This is a genomic window from Kribbella sp. NPDC050241 (assembly GCF_044459685.1).
Lineage (GTDB): Bacteria > Actinomycetota > Actinomycetes > Propionibacteriales > Kribbellaceae > Kribbella.
In genome coordinates this window covers 120,931-139,518 of sequence record NZ_JBITJE010000016.1, presented here as the reverse complement: position 1 = coordinate 139,518, position 18,588 = coordinate 120,931, and the positions used below count along the sequence as shown (strand labels likewise).

Below are 18,588 nucleotides of genomic sequence, written 5' to 3'. Positions count from 1 at the left end.
CCGAGTGCGGTACGAACCTGAACCGGATCCTCGGCAAGGCCTGACGCACCAAGTCGTAGGGGCGGGGGGGGGGGGGGCCCCCGCGGGCCCCCCCCCCCCCCCCCCCCCCCCCCCCCCCCCCCCCCCCCCCCCGGGGGGGGGGGGGGGCCCCGCGGGGGGGGGGGGGCCGGGGCGGGCGGGGGCGCGGGGGGGGGGGGGGGGGGGGCCCCGCCCCCCCCCCCCCCGGGGGGGGGGGGGGGGCCCCCCCCCCCCCCCCCCCCCCCCCCCGCCCCTCCGTCGTCCCGGCTTGGGCGACCCGACAGAATGGGTACGTGTCGGACCTCCCCCGCAAGGCGCTGAGCCGGACCGCGAAGCTCGCCAGCCTGCCGCTCGGTGCCGCCGGCCGGGCCACGGTCGGACTCGGCAAGCGGATCGGCGGTGCGCCGGCCGAGGCCGTGTACGCCGAGTTCCAGCGCCGGACCGCCGACCAGTTGTTCTCCGTCCTGGGTGAGCTCAAGGGCGGCGCGATGAAGTTCGGGCAGATGCTGAGCCTGATGGAGTCGGCGATGCCGGAGGAGCTGGCCGCGCCGTACCGGGCCACCCTGACCAAGCTGCAGGACTCCGCCCCGCCGATGCCGGCCTCGACCGTGCAGACGATCCTGTCGCGCGAGCTGGGCAGGCGCTGGCGGGACCGGTTCGAGGAGTTCGACGACCTGCCAGCGGCGGCCGCGTCGATCGGCCAGGTGCATCGCGGCATCCTGAAGGACGGCCGCGAGGTCGCGGTCAAGCTGCAGTACCCGGGCGCCGCCGAGGCGCTGCGCGCGGACCTGCGCCAGCTCGGCCGGTTCGCCCGCACCTTCGGCACGCTGGTCCCCGGCCTGGACATGAAGCCGCTCGTCACCGAGTTGCAGGAGCGGATCGGCGAGGAGCTGGACTACGACCGCGAGGCCCAGGCCCAGCAGCAGTACGCCGACGCGTTCAAGGACCACGACGAGTTCGTCGTTCCCCGGGTCATCAAGCACTCCCCGTCGGTCATCGTGTCCGAGTGGCTCGAGGGCCGGCCGCTGTCGTCGATCATCAGCGACGGCACCAAGAAGGAGCGCAACGCGATCGGACTGAAGTACGTCCGGTTCATGTTCAGCGGCCCCAAGTACGCCGGCCTGCTGCACTCCGACCCGCATCCGGGGAACTTCCGGGTGATGCCGGACGGACGGCTCGGCGTGGTCGACTTCGGGCTGTGCGCGCGGCTGCCGGACGGCCTGCCGCCGGCGATCGGGCGCCTGCTGCGGATCTCGCTCGACGGCGACGGGATCGCCGTACGGGACGGGCTGCGGGCCGAGGGGTTCATCAAGCCGCGGATGGAGATCGACCCGGACCAGCTGATGGACTACCTGGCGCCGTTCGCGGAGCCGGCCCGGGAGGAGACGTTCCAGTTCAGCCGGGCGTGGATGCGCGCGCAGGCGAACCGGACCGGGGACTTCCGGTCGCCCAACGCGGGGCTGGCCCTCCGGCTGAACATGCCGCCGTCGTACCTGCTCATCCACCGGGTCTGGATCGGCGGCATGGCCGTCCTGTCCCAGCTCGAGGCGAAAGCCCCGTTTCGCTCGGTGCTGGACGAGTTCCTGCCCGGCTTCGCCGAAGAGGACTGAGTCTCACCACTAGGCACTGTCCGGGTCAGTCCTGCATCGGAAGCTCCAGCAGCGCGAAGCGGTCGAAGGGCCGCTGGGCCGACGGATCAGGCAGGGACAGGACCGCGAGATCGGGGAGATCGGGCCCCCGACGGCTCAGACCGGCGTACAGCACCAGATCGATCCGGGCCAGCCGGGCCACCGCCTGGCACAGGTCGCACGGCCGGCACGACGAGGCGACGTAGGCACCGCTCAGATCTCTACTGCCGATCCGCTGACAAGCCTGGCGCACGGCCTCGGTCTCAGCATGGGCAGTCGGATCACCGTCTCGCAGCACGGTGTTCACGCCCTCACCGATCACCTCGCCGTCGTGGACCACGACCGCGCCGAAAGGTCGCTGCCCGCGGTCCACGTTCTCCAGCGCCAACTTCACCGCGAGGGCGATGAACTGCTGGCTGCCGGCAGGGATTCGACGGTCGTTCATCCAGGTCCTCCTCAGAGAAACGCGAGCAGATGCGCGTCGAAGCCTTCGCGCAGTTCGTGGTAGCGGCCGCTGTGGAAGACCAGCGGCGCGCTCAGCGAGGCCTCGATGACGGTGGGCGCACCGAGGAAGAGCCGATGGTCACCCGCGTCGATCACGGTGGACCTGTCGAGCACCATCCAGGCCGCGGCGCCCGTCACCACCTCGGCCCCGGGCGCCGCCGCCACGGGCGTCAGCGGCGTCCCGGCCAACCCGGGACTGCGCCCGGCGAAGTGGTTGGAGATATCGGCCTGTCCCTCCGCCAGGATGCTGACGGCGAACGACGAGGACGCCTCCAGCACCTGGCACATCGTCGCCTGCCGTGCGATCGACACCAGCATCAGCAACGGATCGAGCGAGACCGACAGGAACGAGTTGGCGGTCATCCCGTGCATCTCCCCGTCGGGAGCCCGGCACGTCACCACGGTCACGCCGGTCGGGAAGGCGCCGCAGACCCGGCGGAACGAGAATCGATCGACCGCGGGGACAGCCATCGTCGTACTGCTGCCGCTCCCCACCTCAGTAGCCCGGGATCCGCGGGTCTTCGGCCGCGAAGTCCGCCCGGATGTCCAGATCCACCCCGGTACTGTCCCGCAGTACCTTCGTCACCAGGTCGGCGCAGGCGTTGTCGTGCCCGGCCTGCTTGAACGCCCAGCGAAGCCGGCGCCGCCAGAGCAACTCACCGCCGGTGGACAGGCTGCTGAAGGCAGCGACCCGGCCCTCCGTCGCCGATGCCGTGTGGTCGGTGATGAGGTGGAACAGCGCCGAGCGCTCGTGAGCCGACAGTTCACCGCCGCCGAACAGCTTCTCGATGTAGGGCTGCAGGTCACCTGCCTCGAGGTCCTGCTGGGTCGGGGCCATCATCACGCCTTGGCCGGCGAGCGTACGCACCGTCTTGGCCACCGTGGCCTCGCCGGACAGGCCCTGCAGCGTGCCGACCGCCAGGTGCGACAGATCAGGCAGCAGGTTGCCGGCCGGCGACAGCGTGGCGTCGGCCACCGAGGCCGACAAAGCGGTCCGAAGCGTCTCCGTCTGGATCGCCAGATCGGTCAGTACCTCGGTCACCCCGGGGATCTTGCTGGTCTTCAGCGAGCTGGTGACCGTGAGACCGAGGCCGAGCGAGAACTCGTACCGCGCGAGCATGCGGGCCAGGTGACTGAGCAGCAGCCACCCCATCGCGCGGGTGAGGTACAGACAGGTCTCCGGAGCACGGTAGGCGAACACCCGGTCCCAGGGAACGAACACCTTGCGCAGGATGAGGGCCGACTCGTGCTCGTCGAACCTGCTGCTGATCGGGAACGAGAAGGGGTCCTGATCGAGGCTGGCCGGCTTGCGCAGCACCATCTCGACGCCCGGCGCGTTCACTCCGAAGGCGAACCAGACCGCCTGGCTGACCGGCATCCCCGGATACGGGATCGGTGCGCTGAACACCTCGTCGGAGTACGCCAGACTGGTCCCGATCGCGAGCGCGCCGTCGACCACGATGCCGTCGTCGCGTTCCTCCACGACCTGGACCGCCAGCCGCTCCTCCGGTGGCCGGAACCGATCGGTCTGCGCGGGTGCGTAGACACCGGTCACGAACCGCCCGTGGGCCGCCATCGACCGGTAGTACTTCTCCGCGGCCGCGGCGGCACCGGACTCACCGTAGCTGGCGAGGACGTCGGACACTCCCAGCATGATCAGTGCACCGTAGCCAGGGGTGTGGCTGAGGGTGCCGGCGTCCTGCTGCGCCACCAGGCGAATCGAGTTCGCCAGCTTGCGCAGCGTGCCGACATCCTTCGGCGCGATGAACGACAGCGGCTGTCGTCCTTCGGGGCCGTCCACCCACAGAGTGTCGTTCCACTCCGGATCGCTGTGCCAGTCGTACCAGCGGGCGTAGCTGTCGACCAGGCCCTTGGTGATCGGCTCGGCGGCGAGGTCCTCGAGCACGCGGCCCTGGTACCAGACCCGCCGGCCGTCGGCCACGGATGCGCGGTACTCGGCGGCAGTTCGCATCGTCGTCATCGTCTGCTCCTGTCGTCGTTTCGGTCAGGCCGGGCCGGGCGGCTGAGCGCTGTCTGATCCGTCCCAGACATGGCGCAGCAGCTGGAACGTCATCGCGGTCATCGGCATGAAGGCTTCGTTCTCGTCGGCATCGCGAAGGGCCGACCGCAGGTCCTTGAGGATGATCTCCAGGTCTCCACCCGGCTCGTGCACCTGCCACCAGGGTTTGATCCGCTCCCAGTTCTGCGACGCCCAACTGGCACCGACACTTTTGGAAAGGATCGCCATCAGCTGATCCTCCGAGACCCCGTACCGCTGGGCGAACCGCAGCGCCTCCAGCGCACCGAGCATGTTGACGCCCCAGGCAAGTTGCACGGCGAGCTTGGTGGCCTGCGCCGTACCGACGTGGTCGCCGACGTGGAAGATCTGCTCGCCGGCCAACTCGAGCAGCGGCCTGACCCGGGCGAAGACCTCGTCCGGGCAGGACACCATGAAGGTCAGCGTGCCCGCGTCCGCTCCCCAGGCACCGCCGGTCATCGTCGCGTCCAGCGCGACGACCTGGTGCTCGGCCAGCTCGTCGGCGAGCCGGCGCATGCTGCCCGGGTCCAGCGTGCTGAGGACCACGATGGTCAGCGGCCGGTCCAGCTCCAGCCCGCGCAGCAGGTCGAGCGTCTGCTGGGTGGTGCGCACCGCGCTGAACACAGTGGAGGTCGCCTTCCGGATCACCTCCTCCGCATCCTGGGCCGGCGCGATCCCGCGCTCGGCCGCGAGGGCCCGGCGTTCGGCCGAGGTGTCGAACCCGACCACCTCGTGACCGCCCTTGACCAGGTTGGCCGCGATCCCCAGGCCCATCGCCCCGAGTCCGATGAATCCGATTGTCTCTGTCACTCGTCAGCCCTCCGCTCGACCGCCTCGACCGGCACCTGCCCGGCCGTGGCGATCATCGTATGATTGCGCCAAGCAATTGTAAAGGGAATGTTCTCCATACATTGTGCTCACCGGACGGCGGGGTGCCCGTCGACCATGCCGACAATGCCCCGGCCCCACGAGTCCGGATGCCGGCCGCGCCAGCTACCGACGCCGATCTCGTGCAGGAAGTCGGCGACCAGCCGGTTGAACTCGGCCGGCTCCTCCAGATTGATGGTGTGCCCCGTCCGTGGCAGCACCGCCCAGGCGGCCGAGGTCATCGTGCGTTTCAGCATCAGGTTCGCCTCCAGGCAGCCGTCGTCCTCGTCGCCGCTCACCAGCAGGACCGGGACCTTGACGGCCGCCAGCTCCGTGGCCAGGCCGGCCAGGGACGGCCGACGGGCCTGCACCCCGGCCAGCGTGTTGGCGAGGCCGACGCGGTCGTGGCTTTCCAGGCCCGCGGCGAACTCCCGCCAGCCCCGCGGATCCTTCTCCCGGTACTGGACCCGGGTCGGACCGTGCGCATAACGCTGCGCGGCGGACTCCGGGTCGGTCCGGAAGCCGGCTGCGGCCGCCTCCGCCTCGGCCCGGAACTCGCCCTCCTGCCCGGGGACCGCGCCGTACCCGGCTCCGGCCACGGTCAGCGACCCGCAGCGCTCGGGGAACTGGATCCCGAGGTGCAGGGCGCAGAAGCCGCCCATCGACAGCCCGACGAGATGCGCCCAGTCCGCACCGACCGCGTCGAGAACAGCAACCGCGTCCATCACCGCGATCTGCTGTGAATAGGCACTCCGGTCGGGCGGCACCCCGGACGGCCGGTAGCCCCGCGCGGCATAGGTGACGCATCGGTATCTGGAGGAGAAGTGCCGCACCTGCGGCTCCCAGCTGCGATGGTCGCCGGCGAACTCGTGCAGGAACAGGATCGTCGGCCCGGTGCCGGTGACCTCGACATGGAGCTCGGTGCCGTCCGCGGCCGTCGCGATCATCCTCAGCCGATCCCGTCGGGCACGAGACCCTGGCCGGACTCGATCGCGAGCACCAAACACTGCTCGGTCACCGTCACCAGCACTCCCGCGAGCTCTTCATGGTCGGGGTGCCGCAGGTAGGCGTCGCGCCCGGCCTCGTCGCCGAACTCGATCACCAGCGCGTGCGTGTACCCCTGCTGGAATCCTTCCTTGCTGATGTCCGGCCCGGAGCTCGCCCGTACGGCCGGCAACGAATCCGCGAAGGTCGCCAGCGAGGAGAGCACCTGCGCGACCTGGACCTCCCGCTCCTGCCTGGCGCGCGCCATCACCAGATGAAAGACGCCCATTCGGATCTCCCTGTCCGCGATCAGCGCTCGAGCGCGACGCTGTCGATTCCGGCCACCAGCGGCGGCTGGCCGGCACCAGCGCGTTGCACCGCGACCCAGTCGGGATCGTTGCGAAAGGCGGTCCACCGCCGTTCCTTGTCGCCCTCGTCCTCGAACTCGAGGATGTAGACGAGCTGTTCCCCTTTGTGCAGGGTGCGCAGCCAGGGTCCGTGCGCCGAGATCCCGTGCCGTTCGAACAGCGGCAGGCTGACCTCGCGGAACTGGGTGAACAGATCCTCGGTCCGGCCGGGGGCGATGGTGTAGTACCTGAGTTCTGCGATCATCGGTCGATCTCCGATCCTTCAGGAAGGCTGGACTCCCGACCACGCGGTCAGGATCTCCTCGGTGGTGGTGACGACGGCGTAGCGGTGCCGAGCCGACTCGAGCGTGGCTTCGTGCAGGCGCATGTCCCAGGACGCGCACGCATCGGCGGGGATGACGACGAAGAACTCCCGGCTGAACGCCTCGCGCGCCGTCGTCTCGACGCAGACGTTGGTCGAGACCCCGCAACAGATGACGTTCGTCGTCGCGGTACTGCGCAGCACGAGCTCGAGATTCGTCCCGGTGAATCCGCCGTACCGGTACTTCTTCACGGTGAGGTCACCGTCGGCCGGCCGGAGTTCGGGGATGATCTCCTGCCCCCACGTCCCGTCCAGACAGATGTCCGGCGCCGAGTACGTCGCACGCCGGCGCGCATCGACCCAGGGACCGGAGTCGCTCGCGCCGCCCGGCAAGGTGGTGTGCTGAACATGCACGACCGTGACCCCGGCAGCGCGGGCCGCAGCATGCAACCGTTGCATAGCCGGTACGGCGGTCCACGCAGCACTCACGTCGCGGCCACCGAGGCGAGCTGTCTTGCCGTCGGGATGGACGAAGTCGTTGGACATGTCGATGAGCACGAGCGCGGTCGATTCCGGCCGCACCCTGTCGGCGAGCGTCCGGGGCGCCGTGATCATGAGGCGACCAGTTCGTCGAGCAGCCAGATCTGGCCGAGCCCGGCACAGATCGGCGTGACCTCCACGCCCGGTGCCTGCAGGGCGGCCAGCCCGCGCGAACCCTCGATACCGGTCACCGGCGCGGTGAAGCCGGCGCAGGCCAGTTCGGCAGCCTCGATGCCGTTCGCGAGGGCACGCGTCCACTGGAAGCCGGCGACTCTGGTTCCACCTTCGTGCAGCAGACCGGCGGCCTGCGTGGACGCGATGCTCAGGGCGCGGGCGGCTTGGTCGACTGTTGCCTCCAGCAACCGGCTGACCGCCAGCGCGACACCACAGGTGATCGAGACACCGGCTGGATCCCAGCCCTCCTTCGCGAGCTGTTCCGCCAGCACGGTCCGGAGCCGGAGACCGGCCTCCACACCGATCGCCGCCGCCGTCAGCAGGCCGCGGTCGTCGACCAGGGCCTGGGCCGCCTGAGCGGTTCCGGACACGATCAGCATCGCCTCGACCTGGGTGTCTGCCGACAGGTCCCGCTGCCAGATCCCGGTCTCGTCCAGCGGTAAAGGCTCCCACTGCACGTGGGGTGGACCGAGCTCGTCAGCCGCCTGGTCGAGCAGCTTGCTGATCCCGGCGGCGACGCCGTCCGGCAGGTGGACCTCGGCCAGGGCGAACTCGGCGAGCTGCCAGGTCGAACCCCTCATCAAGCTTCACTCCCCTGGGTCCGACCAGCTACCGAGACGACGAGGTCGCGCCACCGCGAGCCGCGTTCCAAGCCGTCCACCAAGTTCCAGAGGTCGATTCCGTCGACCGACCCCAATGGGGCCACCAGTTGATCGATCTTCGCGACCAGTTCCTCGTCCGACAGCGGGCGGGTCAGACTTCCCCGCGCGGCACCGACGGCCGAAACCACCTCGCGTCCCGATCGCAGCACGATGCGCAGAGTCGCCTGGTCGCGATTCACCTCCGGCCGTGGCGCCAGCACAATTCGTTGCCGAAGGCTACGAACCTCGTCGGATCGGGCGGCCTCGTCCGCGAATTGCGCCAGACCGGCCGTTCCGGCGAGCAGTCCGACCGCGACGCCGTGGACGGCCGAGAACCTGGCCTGCAGACCCGTCTGCGGATCCAGGTTGCCCATCAGGTCCGGCACCAGGGGATGACACTGGTAATCGATCCGCTCGATCTCGTCCGGCCGGACCCCGTGCTGCCCGGATGCCTCGATCGCCGCATCGATCCCTGGATGCGCGACGATCCCGCACGGATATGGCTTGTAGGTGTTGGACAGCAGCTCCCAGTGCTCACCGAATCCGGTCAGCAGCCGGTCAGGATCGTTCTCGGCGGACAGCGTTCGCAGCAACGGCAACATGCTGCGCTCACCTTCAGCGGCGAGCCCGCTGTCCTCCTCGAGCCAGCGCTTGGCCGTCGACGCGGCGACGAGGCCGTTCGCAGCGGCCTTGCCTGCATGCAGCGGCTTCAGCTCGGTGCCGAACGCTTCCCGGTGACCGAGGGTCTGTGCGGCCGCGAGGCGGATGGAGACGGCCAGCTGTTCGACCGACGCGTCCATCAGCAACGCACTGGTCACCGCTGCGCCGACCACTCCGCACGTACCGGTGATGTGCCAACCCCTCTGGTAGTGGCCAGGGGTGACTGCCATCCCGAGGCGCAACTGCGCTTCACAGCCAATCGCGAACGCCCGGAGAATGTCGCGGTCCTGTACGTCGCTCTGTCCCGCCACGCCCCACACGGCCCCGAGGCAGCTGGCACCCGGGTGGATCACCGTGGCCAGATGGGTGTCGTCGAAGTCGTCCAGGTGCGCGGCGAATCCCGCGATCAGGGCTGCCTGGTAGGCGTCGACCCGCGCGGTCCGGCCGATCACGGGCACCGATCCGGGTGGCCGGGTGAGGGCCAGCCGCACCAGCCGCCCGACTTCCTCGGACCGGCTGGCACCCAGCCCGACGCCGAGCACGTTCACCAACGATCGGAGCGCCTCGTGACGGACCGGCGCAGGTAGTGGGGCGTCGAACGCCCCGCGGATGCGCTCGGCGAAGTCGAGCCACCACACGTCCTGCCCGACCCTGGACGCGAGCGTCGTCATGACGGTTCGAGCCAGGTGATCGCGCCGAACGACACCGCGAGCTGCGCCAGTTCCACGCCCTCGGCCGAGCCGTGCCAGTGCTCCTCGTCCGGCTCGATCCAGATCGTGTCGCCTTCGTCGATCGCCAACGGCTCCTCGTTGCGCCGGCCGACGTACCCGCGACCACTGACCACATGGACCAACTGTCCCTCGGAGTGCCGGTGCCAGTGACCACGGGAACCGTCCGGCAACCGGATCAGCGCGCTCGTCGCCTTGGAGGCGACACCGCTGTTGACCACACAGCTGAAGGCGGCGCCGGTGAACCGCTCGAGCTCGGGCACCGGAGTCGGGTCCTCGATCATTTCCTGCTGAGTCAGCCGCCGCATCACTGTTCTCCTGTCCGGAACTCACCGACGACGGCATCCCGCTCGCCGAGCTTGATCGACTTGAAGCGGCGCATCGTGTCCACCATGGCGTCCTCGACCGGGATCCGCTCCATGCTCGATGCCCCCAGGAAACCGGCGACTCCCTCGGTCTGCTGCAGCACCTGCTGGGCATCGTCCGGGGTCGCGATCGGACCACCGTGGCAGACGACCAGGACGTCAGGCCGCTCGGCGGCGCAAGCGTCACGGATCTGCTGCACCCGTTCGGCGGCGTCAGCCAGGCTCAGCCCTGTCTTGGCACCGAGCAGACCGGCCGACGTCAGTCCGACGTGGGCGACGACGACATCCGCACCCGCGGCGGTCATCTGCCGGGCTTCGTCGGTGGTCCGCACATAGGTGGCGGTCAGCAGCCCGAGCTCACGGGCGGTGGCGACCATTTCCACCTCTTTGTCGAACCCGTAACCGGTCTCTTCGAGGTTGATCCGGGTATCGCCGTCGAGCAGGGACACCGTGGGGAAGTTCTGCACCCCCGCGAATCCCATCAGCTTCAACTGCTCGAGAAACAAGGGGATGTTCTTGAACGGATCGGTCGCACACACGCCGGCCAGCACCGGGGTGGTACTCACCACCGGAAGCACCTCGGCGGCCATCTCGACCACGATGTCGTTGGCGTTGCCGTACGGCATCATGCCCGCCATCGAGCCGCGTCCGGCCATCCGGAAGCGGCCGGCGTTGTAGATCACGATGAAATCGACGCCTGCCACCTCGGCGCACTTGGCGGACAGCCCCGTGCCTGCTCCGGCGCCGATCAGTGGAATCCCGCGGGCTCTGCTCTCCTCGAACCTTCTCACCAGTTGTTGGCGATCGGGGACCGGTTGTCTGCCAGCCATGTCAATTCCTCCAGAGGTCTGATCCGCGTCCGCCAGCAACCTCGGTGACGGCACGCAACCTGTGAACACGGAGCCGTTCGAACTGCGCCACGATCGCGGCGGAGATCTGGATCGCCGACCGTCAGCCCGACTCGGCCGCCGGGCACTCACCGCTCTCCCCCGGCACACCGCACACTAATGCTTGCCTGCACATATTGTAAAGGGATTGATCTGGAAACATTCTTCTATCGCGATCATCACAGGGATCAGAGTGCGGCGATCAGAAGGTCCGCGGCCCGCTCGCCGAACGCGTGCGTGTTCAGCGCCCCGGAGACGACCTCGCTGGTCGCACGAGCAGCCAGACCGCTGCGCAGACTCGCGACCAGCGCCTCGTCTGCTGCTGCATCCTCGAACGGCCCGCCCCTCTCGGAGAGCGCGGACACCCCGTCGGTCGGCAGCAACACCGTCACCGATCCGCGGGCCGCGGCCAGCCTGCGCGCGATCTCGGCGCCGATCAGGGCGCATTCCTCGACCGAGGTCCGCATCAGGGTCGCAGTCGCCCCGTGCTGGTACAAAGTGCGCTGCCTGTACTGCCCAGGCACGGCATCCGGTCCACCGAAGATGACCAGATCGCAGCCACCCACCGAAATCACCTGAGGGATCGCCTGGGCTCCGGCGACGGTCAACCGCTCGGGCCCGGCAGCATTCGTCCCGCCAAGCAGACCACTTGCGATCTCACCGGTGGTCAGGTCCAGTACGCCGCGCAACCAGCCGCTCCCGGCAAGAGCCTCCAGAACCCTGCCACCGGCGCCGTTGGCGTGGAAGGTGAGCGCCTCGCAGCCCGCGTCCGTGAGCCGCCGCGCGGCACCGGTCACCCCGATGGTGGTGACCCCGAGCATGGTGAGCCCGACGGCAGGTGTTGCTCCGTCCAGCTCAGCGGGCACTCCGATCATGGCCGCTACGGTGGCCACCGCGCGGTCGATCTGGAAGCGATTGACCCGGTTCACCCCGGCCAGGTCCACCACTGCGGGCATCACCAGCAGATCGCTCGGTCCGATCACGGACGACAGGTCGCTGGCGGCCATGGTGGTCAGGATGACTTTCGGCACTCCGAGAGGCAGCGCCCGGAAGGCCGGCGCCGCGACGGTCAGGGCCCCGGAGCCCCCCATCGCGAAGACACCTTGGATCGCTCCCCGGGTGTGCAGATCAGCCACGATCCGGGCCAGCCCTCTCGACATCAGCTCAAGGCTGGCCGAGCGGTCCGCCGCCTCACGCACCGCCCGGAGTGTCACCCCGGCCGCTTCACAGACTGCCTGCGGCGTGATGTCCGCGGCGACAGGCGACTGACCCAGGACGCTCACATCCACCAGCAGGGGCCGCAGTCCGCGTGCCGCGGCCAGGTCACAGGCGAGTCGATATTCCTCACTCTTGGTGTCCAGGGCTCCGGCCAGAAGTACAGTCGGTAGGCTCATACTCACTCCTCCGCTCCGCCGCAATGGCGTAATGCGCCATTTGTTCATAGAATATTCCCATGTCTATTGATGTCTGGGAGCGCGCACGCCAGATCCGCAAAGTCGCGGAGGATGGTCGGCCCCTCTACGAGCGGATCGCCAACGTGCTCAGCGACGCCATCCGCAGCGGTGAACTCGCTGACGGCCACCGCCTGCCGACAGTGCGGGAACTGGCGGAACTGCTGGAGATCAGCGCCACCACCGTGGTGAGTGCCTACAACCGCCTGCGAGCCGACGGCCTGGCTGTCGGCGAGGTCGGACGCGGGACTTTCGTCAGTCATCCGGCCGGGACACCTGCCGTGACGAACGATCGGCAGCCGCTCACCATCCCGGCCGGCAGCAGTCTCCTCGTGCCCGCGTCGACGGCCTGGCGGCGCCGGGCGCTGGCCGGCGCCGAGACGCGACTCCGGCTGGCCTTTCCCGAGGCGGTCGACCTGATGCGCGGCGGCCCGGATCCCGAACTGCTCCCCACCACGGCGCTGCGCCGCGCCTGGCGGACCGCGGCAGACAACCTGACCGTCGCCGAGTTGCAGTATCCGATGCGGGTGGAAACCGACCCCACTCTGGTGGAGCAACTGCTTCCCCGGCTGGAGGCCGACGGGGTGACCGCCGACCCGGGCGAAATCCTCATCACCAGCTCGACCCAGCAGCTACTCGCGCTCGTGGTCGAACTGCTGCACTCGGACCGGACCGGCACAGGACCTGTCATCGCCGCAGTGGAAGAGCCCGGTTACCAGACCGCGATGGACACCTTCGAGCGCGGCGGGCTGCACCTGGTCGGAATGCCGCTCGACGACGAAGGCGTCCGCCCGGAAGGGCTCGAGGCAGCGCTGGCAGGCGGCGCCCGGCTGGCCTTGTTCACCCCGAGGGCTCAGAGTCCGACCGGGTCGAGCTGGACGACCGAGCGCAAGGACCAGCTCGCCGAGGTACTGGCCGCCTATCCGGACGTCTGGATCGTCGAGGACGACCACTTCGCCGAAGCATCCACCTCGAAGCCCGGCAGTCTCCGCAACGATCCACGGCTGCGCGCTCGGGTGATCTATGTGCGCAGCTTCTCGAAGTGCCTGGCGCCTGACCTGCGACTGGCTGCCGCGGTGGCGGACGACGACGTCCGCAATCGGCTGAGCCTGGCCAAATCCTTCGCGGACGGCTGGACACCACGGACTGCCCAGCGCGCCCTGGCAGCACTGTTGGCCGATCCCGAAACGGATCAGGCCCTGAATCTGGCACGCAGCACGTACGCGGCGCGACGCAGTTCGCTGGGCGCACTGATCCAGGAACGTACCGGCGGTGCCATCTCCCCCACCATCGGTGCGGACGGTCTGCACCTGTGGTTCTCGCTGCCCGCCGGTGGACACGCGGGCGAACTGGTCGCCGAGACTGCCCGGGCAGGCTTCCTGCTGGCCGGGGCCGATCCCTTCTACGTCGGACCAGGACACGACACGTCGATCCGGCTCAACGCCGGCGTCGCTCCGGTGGAGGTCACGGCCGGGGTGGCGCAGGCACTGGCCGATGCACTGCGGCAGCTCCCCAGCCGCAGCGAAATGGTGCTGACCCCCTGACCCCTCCGTCGGCACCATTTCCCTCGCCCCTGATCGCCACCTCGGATCAGGGGCGAGCTGCGTCCCGGCCACCACTCGCACGCCTGTGATCAGATTGATCACAGGCAATCACGGAATAAATCCCGAACAATAGGTAGACGATCTGATCGCCGTTCCCTACGCTGATCGCAGTGATCCGCCGTCGCCCAGCCGTTCTGGGATCGCTCAGGTGAGGTCACGCACTCCCGAGAAGCGAGGTGTGTGATGTTCGGTAACCATCAACTGCGGAGCGGACGTGTTCTCGTCGCGCTGCTGGCAGGACTGTCCGCCGCGGCGCTTGTGGCCTCATGCGGCCAGGCCGCCGGCCAGGAAGCGTCGTCGAACCGACGATCGGTCGCTCTGGTGACTCCCGAACGGGCCGGCGACGGAGGTCCGACCGATCAGATGCTCGCCGGCCTCGAGCGCGCCAAGGCCGAGTTCGGGCTCGAGACCCGGCACATCGAGGCGACCGACACGTCGACGTACGAGTCGACGCTGCGCAACCTCGGCCAGGCGAAACAGGACGTCGTGATCGTCGCCTACACCGGATTCACCGAGGCGCTCACCGCGGTGGCACCAGAATTCCCCGACACTCAATGGATCCACCTGTACGCGGATCCGCGCACACCGGAGCTCAGCAACGTCCGGACCATCAGCTACGACACAGGTGCGCCCGGCTTTCTGGCCGGTGTCCTCGCCGCCACAACCACTGGCAGGTCCAAGGTGGGTTTCGTCGGCGGGGATGCCTCACCTCAGGTGAATGCCGACTACCACGCGTTCGTCGCCGGGGTCCGGGCCACCGATCCGGCCGTCCAGGTGCTGGGAGCGGTGGTCGGCAGCTGGTCCGATCCGGTGAAGGGCCAGCAGGTCGCACAGACGCTCCTGGCGCGCGGCGCCGACGTCATGCTCTCGTACGGCGGCGGCTCGTCCGTTGGCGTGGTCAAGGCCGCGAGACAGGGCGGCGGACTCGTCGTCACCGACACGCTGGAGAGCAAGGACGGCGCGGACGTGGTGGTCGGCACCGCGGCCCAGAACTACGACGTCACGGTCTACCAGCAACTGTCCGAGATCCAAGGCGGGACCTGGAAACCGGGCCACCTGGTCGCGGATCTGAGCAACGACGGCACCGCGCTCAACAAGGCGAAGCTTTTCCGCGACACCAGCGCCGAGGGTCCTGCGGCCAAGCTCCCGACGGCCTGGACTGCGGTGGAGAAGGCGCGTCAGGGCATCGTCGACAAGTCGATCAAGGTGCCCTTCGACACCACCGGATTCTGAGCCATGAGCATCCTCGACGCCCGGCACGGGCCGGCCGGGGCACCTCCCCGGTCCGAGGCAACCGCCACGCTCGACTGTGAGGACCTGGCCGTCCGGTTCGGCTCGTTCTCGGCCCTCGACGGCGTCTCGGCGAGCTGGCGGGGCGGAGCGGTCAACGTAGTCGTCGGCCAGAACGGCGCGGGCAAGACGACGCTGGCCCGCGTACTGGGTGGTCTGCAGGAACCGGTCGCGGGGAGGGTACGGGTGGACAACGCCGACCTGCCCTGGGGCAGCGTCTCGGGTGCCCGGCAGCGCGGCGTCGAGTTGGTCCATCAGCACTTCTCACTGCCGCGAGCCTTCACCGTCGCTCAGGCCCTCGAACTGTTCAGCTCCGCCCCAGGAGCCGCGAAGCTTTTCAGCCGCCGTGCCCTGAGAGCCCGGGCCGCCGAAGCTCTGGCGCGGACCGGGGTCGACGTCGACCCGGACACCAAGATCGGCTCACTTCCGGTCGAATCGGTCCAGGCGCTGGAGATCACCCGGGCACTCGTGTCCGAACCCCGGGTGCTGATCCTCGACGAACCGACGGCAGTGCTGCCACCACCCGGTATCACCGCCTTGTTCCACCGGGTTCGGGAGCTGGCCGACAGTGGCATCTGCCTCGTGCTGGTGCTGCACAAGCTCAGCGAGGTGTACGAGATCGCGGACACCGTCACGGTGCTGCGCGACGGCAAGCTGGTACTGCCACCGACCGATCCCGGTGAGGTCTCCCGCCAAGAGCTGGCCGAGCTCATCGTGGGACAGGCGACACCCGATCCCCAGAAGGTCGCTACCCCGCCGGCAGACGCTCCCGTCGTACTGCGTGCGACCGGGCTGGCGAGCCGGACCAGCGGGCACGACGCCGCGATCGACCTTCCTGAACTGCAGATCGCCGCCGGTGAGATCGTCGGCATCGCCGGGGTGGAAGGCAACGGCCAGCGGAGCCTGGTCGAGGCACTCATCGGCGTTGCTCCACTGGACGACGGACAACTGTGGCTCGACGGGGTGGACGTCACCAGCGCCTCGGTCCGCAGACGCCGGTCCCTGGGACTGCGGGCGATCCCGTTCGACCGCAACGTCGAAGGCGTCAGCCGGTCCGGGTCGCTGTGGGAGAACCATGCAGTCCTGCGGAGGTCGACCGACCGTTGGTGGCTGGCACGAAGACGCCAACGCCAACAGTGCCGCAACGACCTGGATCGGTGGAACGTGCGGTACCGCAGCGAGCAGCAGCCGGCCGGCGATCTGTCCGGAGGCAACGTCCAGAAGCTCATCCTGGCTCGCGAACTCAACGAAGGCGTCCGATTCATCGTGGCCGCCCATCCGACCAGGGGCCTCGACCTCGGGGCCGCCTCGGCCGTCCGGAGCGCGATGGTGGCAGCGACCGGCAGCGGTACGGCGATGCTGCTGGTGTCGGCCGACCTGGATGAACTCTTCCTGCTCAGTCATCGGATCGTCGTCCTGTGCGGCGGCAGGCAGACGGGCGTGTTCAGTGCACCTTTCGATCGCGCGGCCATCGGCTGGGCGATGACGGCCGGAGAGCCGTCATGATCGCGGGCCGGGTCCGCGGCGCCCTTCGGCCGCTCAGCGTGGTCGTCATGGCGATCGCTCTGGTCCTGCTCATCTACGGTCTGCTCGGCTACAGCGTCACCGCCGTCGTCGACGGAGTTCTCGCCGGCAGCGTGACCAGCCTGCCTGCTGCCGAGCAGACCTTGCGGTGGACGGTGCCGCTTCTCCTGATGGGGCTGGGCATCGCCGTCGCCTTCAAGGCCGGCTACTTCAATGTCGGCGCCCAAGGACAGATGTACGTCGGTGCGATGGCGAGCCTCGTCGTCGGTCTGTGGGGAGACGGCCGGGCCCCGGTCCTCGTCGTACCGCTGGCCTTCGTCGCGGCTGTCCTGGCCGGTGCGGTGTGGTCACTGGCAGCGGGCCTGCTGCGCCTGCTGCTGGGCGCCGACGAGGTCGTGACCAGTCTGATGCTCAACTTCGTCGCCGTCCTGTTGTTGCAGTGGGCCACATCCGGTCCGCTGAAGAGCAGGGCCGGCACCGGTCAGGCCGCCACCACCGAGAGCATCGACGCCGGCTATCGGATCAGCAGCTCCACCGGGACATCCCTGTCGATCTTCGTGATCTGTGCGGGCGCGGTCGCAGTCACCGCGATCCTGGTCAACTCGACCCGCACCGGCCTGGAGATTTCACTGGTCGGCCGCAACCCGGTGATGGCGCGGTGGCAGGGCATCAACTCGACCGGCGTCGGGCTGCTGGTGTTCGCCTTCAGCGGCGGCTGCGCAGGTCTGGCCGGTGCGGTCGAGGCCTTCGGACCGGCCGGGAGTCTGCGGGCCGGGTTCTCCCCCCAGGTGGGATTCATGGCCGTGGTCGTTGCCCTGGTCGGTGGTCTCGGAGCGTTCGGCGTTCTCCTGGCCGCAGTGTTCTTCGGCGCGCTGCGGGCGGCCTCCCTGTATCTTCCGGTGGTCACCGACCTGCCCCAGAGCGGAATCGATCTCCTCAGCGGCGCGATCGCACTTCTGATCACCGTGACAGCCGTCCCCGTGGTGCGACGCCGGCAGCGCAGGAGGCGAGCACCATCCACCGACGGTGCGAGCGACGTACCGGATCGGCTGGTCGCGCAGCACCGGGAGGTGGTGACGCGATGATGGATCTCCTGGTTCTCTGCCTCCAGGCTGCGACGCCGATCTGGCTGGCCGCGCTCGGCGGCCTGATCGCCCAGCGAAGCGGCGTACTGCACCTCGGTCTCGAAGGCCTGATGTTGTGCGGTGCCTTCACCGTCGTCGCGGTGACAGTGCGGACCGGATCCCTGGCCCTGGCCCTGCTGATCGCCATCGGCGTCAACCTGGTCATCTCGGTCGTGTTCTGGCTGTTGATCAGCAAACTCAAGGCCAACGCGATCATCGTCGGGCTCGCGATCTCGATGACTGCGGCCGCCGGTACGACGTTCGCGCTCGTCACCATCTTCGGATCGCAGGCGGCCATCCACACCGACGCCGCGCTGCCCCGGCCGCTCGATCTCACGAACGGTCCCCTCGCACCACTCGGCAAGGTGACGGTGCTGACCTACGTCGCCGTCGCGCTCACGGTCGCGGCGGTGCTGATCCTGACCCGGACCCGATGGGGCCTGCGCCTGTCGGTCTGTGGTGTCGACGAGTTCGCCGCCCGCAGCGCCGGCGTGAACGTGGTGCTCACCCGGCTCGTCGCGCTGTGTGTGGCCGGCGTCTGCTGTGCGCTGGCCGGCACGGAACTGGCCCTGGCCAACGTGCAGAGCTTCTCCGAGAACATGACCCAGGGGCGCGGCTATCTCGCCTTCATCGCCGTGCTGCTCGGGGGAGTGTCGCCGGCCGGCGTCGCGGCCGCCTCCGTGTTCTTCGGCCTGGCTGATGGACTCGGCGTCCGGTCTCAGCTGGGTCTGCACGGTGTCGTGCCGGTGCAGTTCATCCAGATGCTGCCGTACCTGTGCACGATCGGCGCGATGGCAGCCGCCGCAGTGATCAACCGGCGTCGCGGAGTCGGCCCACCGACGAACGCCGACGACCTGACCTGAGTACGACGAACTCCCCACCATGGAGGTCA

General features: G+C 69.1%; 19 protein-coding genes. 6 read left to right on the top strand and 13 right to left on the bottom strand.

Annotation, left to right across the window (positions count from 1 at the left end; translation table 11 throughout):
* The first annotated feature begins 311 nt into the window (after positions 1-311).
* Positions 312-1,628, top strand: coding sequence for an ABC1 kinase family protein (locus ACIBG5_RS40680; protein WP_396397383.1), 1,317 nt, complete (start codon positions 312-314; stop codon positions 1,626-1,628).
* Between the two features lie 25 nt (positions 1,629-1,653).
* Here ACIBG5_RS40680 and ACIBG5_RS40675 read toward each other — a convergent pair whose 3' ends face one another.
* The 13 genes from ACIBG5_RS40675 to ACIBG5_RS40615 form a co-directional block, all read right to left on the bottom strand.
* Positions 1,654-2,091 (bottom strand): nucleoside deaminase, encoded by a 438-nt coding sequence (locus ACIBG5_RS40675; protein ID WP_396397381.1) that lies wholly within the window; start codon positions 2,089-2,091, stop codon positions 1,654-1,656.
* Positions 2,092-2,102: 11 nt separating this feature from the next.
* Complete coding sequence (locus ACIBG5_RS40670) at positions 2,103-2,621, bottom strand: flavin reductase family protein (protein WP_396397379.1); 519 nt, start codon at positions 2,619-2,621, stop codon at positions 2,103-2,105.
* 25 nt (positions 2,622-2,646) lie between these two features.
* A complete protein-coding gene (locus tag ACIBG5_RS40665) occupies positions 2,647-4,131 on the bottom strand; it encodes a 4-hydroxyphenylacetate 3-hydroxylase N-terminal domain-containing protein (protein WP_396397377.1) in 1,485 nt (494 codons plus the stop codon).
* Between the two features lie 24 nt (positions 4,132-4,155).
* The gene (locus tag ACIBG5_RS40660) at positions 4,156-4,998 is read right to left on the bottom strand and encodes an NAD(P)-dependent oxidoreductase (RefSeq protein WP_396397375.1); all 843 of its coding nucleotides are present in this window, start codon (positions 4,996-4,998) and stop codon (positions 4,156-4,158) included.
* Between the two features lie 107 nt (positions 4,999-5,105).
* Positions 5,106-6,002, bottom strand: coding sequence for an alpha/beta fold hydrolase (locus tag ACIBG5_RS40655; protein WP_396397374.1), 897 nt, complete (start codon positions 6,000-6,002; stop codon positions 5,106-5,108).
* 2 nt (positions 6,003-6,004) lie between these two features.
* Positions 6,005-6,328, bottom strand: coding sequence for a Dabb family protein (locus tag ACIBG5_RS40650; RefSeq protein ID WP_396397372.1), 324 nt, complete (start codon positions 6,326-6,328; stop codon positions 6,005-6,007).
* A gap of 20 nt (positions 6,329-6,348) precedes the next feature.
* Complete coding sequence (locus ACIBG5_RS40645; protein ID WP_396397370.1) at positions 6,349-6,651, bottom strand: NIPSNAP family protein; 303 nt, start codon at positions 6,649-6,651, stop codon at positions 6,349-6,351.
* 18 nt (positions 6,652-6,669) lie between these two features.
* Positions 6,670-7,323: a cysteine hydrolase family protein gene (locus tag ACIBG5_RS40640; RefSeq protein ID WP_396397368.1), complete on the bottom strand. Its 654-nt coding sequence runs from the start codon at positions 7,321-7,323 to the stop codon at positions 6,670-6,672.
* A complete protein-coding gene (locus tag ACIBG5_RS40635; RefSeq protein WP_396397366.1) occupies positions 7,320-8,003 on the bottom strand; it encodes an MmgE/PrpD family protein in 684 nt (227 codons plus the stop codon). Before ACIBG5_RS40635 ends, ACIBG5_RS40640 begins: the two co-directional genes overlap by 4 nt.
* On the bottom strand, positions 8,003-9,394 hold the full coding sequence (locus ACIBG5_RS40630) for an MmgE/PrpD family protein (RefSeq protein ID WP_396397364.1): 1,392 nt from the start codon (positions 9,392-9,394) through the stop codon (positions 8,003-8,005). Before ACIBG5_RS40630 ends, ACIBG5_RS40635 begins: the two co-directional genes overlap by 1 nt.
* Entirely contained in the window at positions 9,391-9,759 is a 369-nt protein-coding gene (locus tag ACIBG5_RS40625; protein WP_396397362.1) for a cupin domain-containing protein, read from the bottom strand. Before ACIBG5_RS40625 ends, ACIBG5_RS40630 begins: the two co-directional genes overlap by 4 nt.
* Positions 9,759-10,646 carry a phosphoenolpyruvate hydrolase family protein gene (locus ACIBG5_RS40620; protein ID WP_396397360.1) on the bottom strand — a complete coding sequence of 296 codons (888 nt, stop codon included), beginning with the start codon at positions 10,644-10,646 and terminating at the stop codon, positions 9,759-9,761. Before ACIBG5_RS40620 ends, ACIBG5_RS40625 begins: the two co-directional genes overlap by 1 nt.
* A 245-nt stretch (positions 10,647-10,891) precedes the next feature.
* Positions 10,892-12,097, bottom strand: coding sequence for a Tm-1-like ATP-binding domain-containing protein (locus ACIBG5_RS40615; protein ID WP_396397359.1), 1,206 nt, complete (start codon positions 12,095-12,097; stop codon positions 10,892-10,894).
* A gap of 59 nt (positions 12,098-12,156) precedes the next feature.
* On the opposite strand from ACIBG5_RS40615, the gene ACIBG5_RS40610 reads away from it, so the two are divergent.
* From ACIBG5_RS40610 to ACIBG5_RS40590, 5 genes are all read left to right on the top strand, one after another.
* Positions 12,157-13,698 carry a PLP-dependent aminotransferase family protein gene (locus ACIBG5_RS40610; protein ID WP_396397358.1) on the top strand — a complete coding sequence of 514 codons (1,542 nt, stop codon included), beginning with the start codon at positions 12,157-12,159 and terminating at the stop codon, positions 13,696-13,698.
* Positions 13,699-13,941: 243 nt separating this feature from the next.
* Positions 13,942-14,991: a BMP family ABC transporter substrate-binding protein gene (locus ACIBG5_RS40605; protein WP_396397356.1), complete on the top strand. Its 1,050-nt coding sequence runs from the start codon at positions 13,942-13,944 to the stop codon at positions 14,989-14,991.
* 3 nt (positions 14,992-14,994) lie between these two features.
* Positions 14,995-16,554 (top strand): ATP-binding cassette domain-containing protein, encoded by a 1,560-nt coding sequence (locus ACIBG5_RS40600; RefSeq protein ID WP_396397355.1) that lies wholly within the window; start codon positions 14,995-14,997, stop codon positions 16,552-16,554.
* Complete coding sequence (locus tag ACIBG5_RS40595; protein ID WP_396397353.1) at positions 16,551-17,657, top strand: ABC transporter permease; 1,107 nt, start codon at positions 16,551-16,553, stop codon at positions 17,655-17,657. Before ACIBG5_RS40600 ends, ACIBG5_RS40595 begins: the two co-directional genes overlap by 4 nt.
* Positions 17,654-18,559, top strand: coding sequence for an ABC transporter permease (locus ACIBG5_RS40590; RefSeq protein ID WP_396397352.1), 906 nt, complete (start codon positions 17,654-17,656; stop codon positions 18,557-18,559). The genes ACIBG5_RS40595 and ACIBG5_RS40590 overlap by 4 nt, the downstream gene beginning before the upstream one ends.
* Positions 18,560-18,588: the final 29 nt, after the last annotated feature.